This window comes from Subdoligranulum sp. APC924/74 (assembly GCF_003324125.1).
GTDB classification, from domain to species: Bacteria; Bacillota; Clostridia; order Oscillospirales; family Ruminococcaceae; genus Gemmiger; species Gemmiger qucibialis.
Window position 1 is genome coordinate 1 of the sequence record NZ_PSQF01000110.1, and the last position, 7593, is coordinate 7593.

The following is a 7593-nucleotide window of genomic DNA, read 5'->3' on the forward strand; positions in this document are numbered from 1 at the left end:
CATCCAGTATTATCTGCGCTTTTGGCCTAGCAGCTGCCGCACCTCGCTCGCCGTATCGGCACTTAGAATTATGCGGTATTGCCCTAAAAAGTTGAAAAAGCAGGAACAAAGAAAGGAAACCAGCGAGTTCTATGAGCCACACGCCCCCAACTCCTAACTCCTACCTGCCTACCTGTCCCACTTATCGCACAAGCTGGCGATCTGGCTGGCAAAGCGGGCAAGATCCTTGTTGGCACCGCCGCGGTTGTGCTCGATCACAACCAGCAGCCGCTTGCCCATGTTCAGCAGGCGTTCAAACGCCGGGCTGGTGCGCGGCTTGTCGGCAGGCTGGCTGGCCTTGGCCAGCGGCACCATGGTGCCCTGCCGCAGTAGGGCAACGGCCCCGCCGGTCAGCTCATACACGGCACCGTTGTACGGCGCTTCTGCCGGGATGCCTTCCGCCGTCAGGGTGCGGGCAAAGTGATCGGCAACCAAGTCCTCGCCGTGGTTCACAAACACATGTTTGGGTTTGGGATCAAAGTGGTGGATCCAGGTCAACAGGCCGTCCCGGTCCGCATGGCCGGACAAGCCGCTCATCTGGCGGATCTGCGCATTGACCTGCACCGTTTCGCCAAACAGCCGTACTTCATCGGCACCCTCGATCAGTGCGCGCCCCAGCGTGCCGGGGGACTGGAACCCCACAAACAGGATGGTGCATTCCCCGCGCCACAGGTTGTGCTTGAGGTGGTGGCGGATGCGCCCGGCATCACACATGCCGGAAGCGGAGATGATGACCTTGGGGGTGGAGTCCAGGTTGATGGCAACAGAATCCTCTTTGGTTTCACTGATCTGCAAACCGGGGAACGCCAGCGGGTTTTCGCCCTTCGTCACCAGGGCTAGGGCTTCGGCGTCATAACATTCACTGAAGTTTTCCCGGAAAATGGTGGTGGATTTGCTGGCCAGCGGGCTGTCCACAAACACGGGGAAGTTATCGTGCCCGTGGATGCGGTGCTCCTCTTTGATCTGGCGGATAAAATAGAGCATTTCCTGCGTGCGCCCCACGGCGAAACTGGGAATGACCACATTGCCGCCGCGGTCGAACGTTTCCTGCAAAATCTGGGTCAGCTCGGCCACATAGTCCGGCTTGGGGCCGTGGGTGCGGTCACCATAGGTGGATTCCATCACCACAAAATCCGCTTTGGTCAGGTACTGCGGGTTACGGATCAGCGGCTGGTCCAGGTTGCCGATATCGCCGGAGAACACAATGGTCTGGCTTTCGCCGTTCTCCGTTACCTGCAAGGTGATGGAAGCGCTGCCCAGCAGGTGGCCTACATCGGTAAAGGTGGCCGTAATGCCGGGGAACACTTCCAGCGGCTTGCCGTAGCTTTGCGGTACAAACTGCTTCATCACGGCTATGGCGTCTTCTACTGTGTAGTCCGGCTCTACCAGCTCATTGCCGCTGCGCTGGGCTTTGCGGTTTTTCCACTCGGCTTCCTGCTCCTGAATGTGGGCGGAATCTTCCAGCATGATTTCGCACAGGTCCATGGTGGCATCTGTGCTGTAAATGGGGCCGCGGAATCCGTTCTTGTACAGATAGGGGATGCGTCCCGAATGGTCAATGTGAGCGTGGGTCAAAAGGATGGCTTCAATCTCACCGGGGGCGCAGGGCAGGTCCGCATTGGGGTAAACATCTTTGCCCTGCTCCATGCCGCAGTCCACCAAAAAGCGGTGGCCGCCTGCTTCAATCAGGGTGCAGCTGCCGGTCACTTCACGGGCAGCGCCCAAAAAGGTCAGCTTCATAACAGCCTCACTTTCTCCCGGCACCGCGCTGCGGTGCTTCGGGCAACGTAAACGGGTTTGCAAAGTTATTGGTTACATCATTGATATTCATGCGGATATCCCAAAAGACATCCCCATAATCACGCAGAATCGTATAACTGCCGCCTGCCTGCTCCAGAGCTTCCAGCGTGGCGGTATCGGTCACCACAAGGGCGTCGCCGTCCGTCGGCTCAAAGGCAGTCAGGCTTTCCTCATAGGTGCGGGTCACGGTACCGGTGTCGATCAGGGCACCGATGGCGGCGGAGGTCGTCCGCGCCAGCACCAGCCGCTGCCCGGCGGGAACGGCATCACACAGCGCCCCGCGGGTAACATCGCCAAAGTCAAGCTCGGTAATGCCGCCTGCCAGCGCGGTTACGGTCAGGTCGGCGGCATCCTGCGGGCAGTTGGCGCGGTCACCGTCGGCATAGGCCAGGTAAAGTGCGGCGGCATAGTTGGCAAAGCTGATGGTTTTATCCGCACTTTCGTTGGCTTCAAAGGTGAACAGCGTCTGGCTGCGCACATCCTCGTCGCCGTCTGCCAGGCTCTGCAGGCTGGTAAAGGCGGAATCATAGGCAGTCTGCTGGGCGGTGGTGTAGCTGCCGCGGGCGGATTTCAGGTCGGCGGCGTTCATGCTGGCGGGTTCGGCTGTCATGCTGCCGTCCGCTGCAAAGGTCAGGTTCAGGCAGCCCACGCTGTCCCAGCCGGACCCGGCGGCAACAACGGCAATGCCGTTTGCCTTTGCGGTGCTGTTGGCTGTGGCGCCGGCATCCAAGACGGCGGTCACGCCAAGGTCTGCCAGGTCGGCATAAATGCCGCTGATATCGGTATCCGGCCCGGCAATGCAAAGGATGGCGTCAGCCCCCTGGGCCTGCAAAGCAGCAACCTGTTCGGAAGCCGCCAGCGCCAGGTCCGCAGCGGTCAGTTCTTTCGTCTGGGCGGAATTGCCGATCGAGGCCAGCGAGAAGAAGCCGATCTTTTTGCCTGCTTCCTCCACAATGGTGTTCATGCCGTTGGAAATGCGGTTGCGGCTCCAGCTGGTGGAACGGGCCAGCAACGCTTCGTTTTCTGTCGTGTACAGGTTGGAAGCAATCGAAGGCCCAGTGGCGGTCATTACATCGCTGAGAAGGCGGTCAGTGCCATACGCCATATCGGAAGCATCAAAGGCCTGCAAATCATACCCGGCTGCGGCAAAGGCGCTGGTCATATCCATGCCGCCGGTCAGGCTGGCGCGGGCGGTGCCCTGCAAACTGCCGCCTGCATCCACCAGAATGGAGTCCTCGCTGCCCGCTTTCAGGGCAGCAATGTCCGCAAGGCCGACCTCTTCGCCCTCGGTCAAGCCCTGCAGATTACCGGTAACGTAAACGGGAATGGTGAATGCCCCCACCCGCACCGTCACATCGGCGCTCATGCGGCCATCCGCCAGGGTGGCGGTGATGGTGCAGGTGCCGTCCGCCTTGGCTTTTACCTCGCCGTGCTTATTCACGGTGGCAACGTCTTCATTATCGCTGGACCAGAAGATTTTCTGCCCGCCCTCGCTTTCGCTGGGCTCATTGGTCAGCAGGGTGGCGGTGGCTTTCGCCTTGGGCAGCCACAGCTCGTTTTTGTAGGTGTCGTTGGTCAGCGAGGGCAGGATGTCCTTGCTGGTTGCTTTGATGCCGGTAAAGGTCAGCTCTTCCATCACAAAGTCAACATCCACCGTGTCGCTCTGCACGCCGTACTTTTCGCCCGGCTCCGTATAGGTGGCCTGCCAGATGGAATACGGCCCGGTGTAGCCCAACGCGGAATTGAACCGCGCGATCCAGAAATTATCGCGCCAGCGGTCAAACGCGGGGTCCGTCAGGCGGCCGCGGGTCCAGTTGATGGAGGCGTAAATGCCTTCCTCGCCCTTGTAGCCCAGTTCTTTCAGGCGGTCGAAAAATACTTCGGTCAGGTGGGCCATCTCGTCCGGGTACAGGCCGGTGATGGATTTATCCTCCAGGTCATAATAGACCGGGTAACTGAGCTGGTAGGGGGTGGCGGTGTAATCGTCCAGCCCCTCGTGCGGGGGTGCCACAAGGCCCAGCAGGCGGGCAACGTGTTCGGCTTCCGATTTGGCCTGTTCCTCGGTGGTGGCGTAAGAGTACAGATAGGTGCCAAAGGGGATGCCAAGGCGGGTGCATTCGTCCGCGTTGCGGCGCCACTGTTCATCGTCCTGGGCATAATCGCCGGTGCCGTTCCACTCGCTGCCAAAGCCGCAGCGGATCATGGCAAAATCGATCCCGGCAGCCTGGGCTTTCTCCCAGTCCACTTCACCCTGATACTTGCTCACGTCAATGCCTTTTTTGGTGGCGGCCAGAATCGGCTCTCCGTCACTGTTAAAGTAGTACCCGGCATCGTTCTTGGCCCACGCTCCGGCACTGGTGCCGGGGTCAATGGTCAGGGGGGCTTTCTGCCCGCTGTTGCAGGCGACCAGCCCGATCACTACCAGCGCCACAACGGCAACCAGCACGCACGCGGCCAGTGCAAGACGCAGGTTGGGCTGCTGCTTCTTTTTGGGCTGTGGGCGGCGGCCCTGCGGGGGCTTGGGCTGGGACTGTTTGCGGTAGGTCTGGCGGGGCTGTTGTTCCGGCTTGCGGGGCTGCCCCGACGGCTGTTTGTTTTGTTCCATCGGCGGTTTCCTCTATGATCGCAGCTGCCCGGTGGGCAGCGGAATGTTGGCGTTAAAACTTTTATATTTATAAGGCAACACCGCACAATTCCCGCCTTGCGGCTTAAGCACCGCTCCGGCAGCTGCGGCACGGCATCTGCGTTGCCAAAATGCTCGATAAGACATCCAGTATTATCTGCGCTTTTGGCTTGGCATCTGCCACACCTCGCTCGCCGTATCGGCACTTAGAATTATGCGGTATTGCCATAAGAATATGGTAACATTTTGTCAAACAAAATACAATCCGGTAAAGCAGGCAGATTGTGTAATTTTGGGCAGGAAATTTTGGCAGCCGGGCAAAGCAAACTGCCCCCTGCAGTTTTCCACACAGCAGAGGGCAGTTGGTTGAAAATGTTCAGCAGATGCAGGGCAGGCGGTTAAGCTCAGCCGATGGTAATGCTCCAGGCAAAGGTCTTGCTTGCGCCGGGGGCCAGCTCAATGTGGCGGCCGGCTTCGTTCACGCTGTTGGCCCAGCCGTTCCAGGGCTCCATGCAGACGAACGTCTCGGCATCCTGCTGCCACAGCACGCCGTTGGTGAACACGCTTTCGTCAAAGGCAACTTCCACCGTGTGGCCGCTGCCGGAATCGGTCAGGCGCATCGGGCTCTTTACGCCGGTCATCAGGCGGATGGAATCTGCGGAGCCTTCCTTGCGGGTCAAGGTGATGGTTTCCGGTGCGGCGGGCTGCTCGCCCTTGGCGTTCTCGGAGCAGGTGGCGGCGTTGATGTCAAAGTGGACGTTCTCCAGCTTGGAAGCTGCGAAATACGGGTGGAAGCCGATGCTGAACGGCAGGGCTTTGTCGCTGGTGTTGTGCACGGTCAGTTCCAACCCGGCCTTGGCACCCGACAGGGTATAGCGCATTTCCAGCAGAAAATCAAAGGGGTAAACAAACTTGGTCAGGCCGTTGGGGGTCAGGGTCAGCACGATCTCATCATCCGCAGCGGTCTTGACCTGCCAGGGCAGCAAATCGGCAAAGCCGTGGACCTCAATGGGATAATCGGAGCCGTTAAAGTGGTGCACACCGCCGTCCGGCTTGCCGCAGCTGGGGAACAGGATGGGCACGCCGCAGCGGGGGCGGTCCGAGGATTCATAGTTCTTATCGCGCAGCCAGAGGTATTCCTCACCGCTTTTGGTGAAGGAGGTTGCCATGCCGCCCTTTTCCGGTGTAACGGTCAGGGCGTACTCCCCATCGGTCAGGGTAAGGGTGGAATATTTGGCATTGTACTTTTCGTAAGTACCGGCAGTCAGCTTGGACATTGTTACAGTCCCCTTTCTTCAGTTACAAAAACGGCCCGACCACACCGGGATTCTTGGAGCAGCGCACAGCGCCTTGATCCCAGAGCACCCGGAACGCCCGGAGCCGTTCCACTTTGTGCACCGCAGGCAGACACAGCTCCCGGCGGGCACATCTTAATTCTATTATACTCTCAAAATGTTCCCGGCTCTACCCTTTTGGGTGAAAAATGCGGCGGGAGCCAGAGCATCAGTGCAAAAATTACAGCACAACGCCATCCTTGAAGATGGAAATTTCGCGGAAGCCCTTCTTCTCGGCGCAGGTCTGCTTGCCGGAAGCAACGTCCAGCACCAGCTGGTACAGGTCAGCACCGGCTTCATCCAGAGTCTTTTCGCCGTCAGCAACAACACCGGCGTTAAAATCGATCCAGGTGGATTTTTTGGCAGCTAGCTGGCTGTTGGTAGCAATTTTCAGGGTGGGAGCGGGGGCACCGAACGGAGTGCCGCGGCCCGTGCTGAACAAGATCATGTGGGCGCCGGCGGCGGTCAGGGCGGTGGCGGAAACAAGATCGTTGCCGGGGCCGTACAGCATGTTCAGGCCCTTGGTGGTCACAGCGTCGCCATAGCCGATAACGTCCATGATGGGGGCGCTGCCGCCCTTCTGCACACAGCCGCAGGATTTATCCTCCAGCGTGGTGATGCCGCCCTGCTTGTTGCCGGGGCTGGGGTTGTCGTACACAACTTCGTTGTGGCTGATGAAGTATTCCTTGAAGCCGTTGATCATATGCACGGCCTTCTCAAACACTTTTTCGTTCTGGCAGCGATCCATCAAAAAGCCCTCGGCACCGAACATTTCCGGAACTTCGGTCAGCACGGTGGAACCGCCGCGGGCGCACAGCATATCGCTGAAGCGGCCGATGGTGGGGTTGGCGGTAATGCCGGACAAACCGTCCGAACCGCCGCACTTCATGCCGACCACCAGCTCGCTGGAGGGAATCGGCTCACGCTGGAACTGGGCAGCATAAGCGGCCAGTTCCTTCAGGATCTCACGACCTGCAACCAGCTCATCGTCCACATCCTGGCAGGTCAGGAACTTGATGCGGTCATGGTCGTATTCGCCCAATTCGGTCAGGAACTGCTCATGGGTCAGGTTCTCGCAGCCAAGGGAGAGCACCAGCACGGCACCGGCGTTGGGATGGCGGGCCAGCGCAGCCAGCAGTTTGCGGGTCTGGGCGTGGTCATGGCCGGTCTGGGAGCAGCCGAACGGATGGGTGAAGGTGTACAGCCCGTCAATGCTGCCGGTCACAAGATCCTGATTGTCCCGCACAAGGGCTTTGGCGCAGTCGTTCACGCAGCCAACGGTGGGGATGATCCAAATCTCGTTGCGGGTGGCTGCACGGCCATCCTTGCGGCGGTAGCCCATAAAGGTTTCGGGAGCAACGGGGGCCAGCGGGTGCACATTGGGGTGGTAGCTGTACTCGATCTCGCCGGACAGGTTGGTTTTTACATTGTGGGTGTGCATCCAGGTGCCGGGCACGGCATCAGCGGTGGCATGACCGATGGGGAAGCCGTACTTGATGACGTTTTCGCCCGCGTGGATGGGGGCAATGGCCATCTTGTGGCCCTGGGGGATATCTTCAACAGCGGTCACAGATGCACCGTCCACCGGCACAGCGGTGCCTTTGGCAATGGGATGCAGGGCAACCACAACATTATCCTTGGGGTTGATCTTGATTGCAAGAGGCATACAGAATCTCCTTATTACGATAAAAACAGGTAGGAGTTAGGAAGTAGAAGTTAGGGCAACACCGCACAATTCCCGCCTTGCGGCTTAAGCACCGCTCCGGCAGCTGCGGCACGGCATCTGCGTTGCCAAAA

General features: G+C 59.3%; 4 protein-coding genes. All 4 read right to left on the bottom strand.

Annotated elements, in window-relative coordinates:
- Window positions 1–168 precede the first annotated feature (168 nt).
- Entirely contained in the window at window positions 169–1779 is a 1611-nt protein-coding gene (locus C4885_RS14475) for an MBL fold metallo-hydrolase RNA specificity domain-containing protein (RefSeq protein WP_114001010.1), read from the bottom strand.
- A 7-nt stretch (window positions 1780–1786) separates the two neighbouring features.
- A complete protein-coding gene (locus tag C4885_RS14480) occupies window positions 1787–4444 on the bottom strand; it encodes a GH25 family lysozyme (protein WP_114001011.1) in 2658 nt (885 codons plus the stop codon).
- Between the two features lie 422 nt (window positions 4445–4866).
- A complete protein-coding gene (locus C4885_RS14485; RefSeq protein WP_114001012.1) occupies window positions 4867–5739 on the bottom strand; it encodes an aldose epimerase in 873 nt (290 codons plus the stop codon).
- Between the two features lie 238 nt (window positions 5740–5977).
- Window positions 5978–7462, bottom strand: a complete 1485-nt coding sequence (locus tag C4885_RS14490; RefSeq protein WP_114001013.1) for a UxaA family hydrolase — start codon at window positions 7460–7462, stop codon at window positions 5978–5980.
- Window positions 7463–7593: the final 131 nt, after the last annotated feature.

Excerpts from the sequence above, each read along its gene's own strand:
- C4885_RS14490 (WP_114001013.1), bottom strand. The coding sequence starts at position 7,462 with ATGCCTCTTGCAATCAAGATCAACCCCAAGGATAATGTTGTGGTTGCC.
- C4885_RS14480 (WP_114001011.1), bottom strand. The coding sequence starts at position 4,444 with ATGGAACAAAACAAACAGCCGTCGGGGCAGCCCCGCAAGCCGGAACAA.
- C4885_RS14475 (WP_114001010.1), bottom strand. The coding sequence starts at position 1,779 with ATGAAGCTGACCTTTTTGGGCGCTGCCCGTGAAGTGACCGGCAGCTGC.
- C4885_RS14485 (WP_114001012.1), bottom strand. The coding sequence starts at position 5,739 with ATGTCCAAGCTGACTGCCGGTACTTACGAAAAGTACAATGCCAAATAT.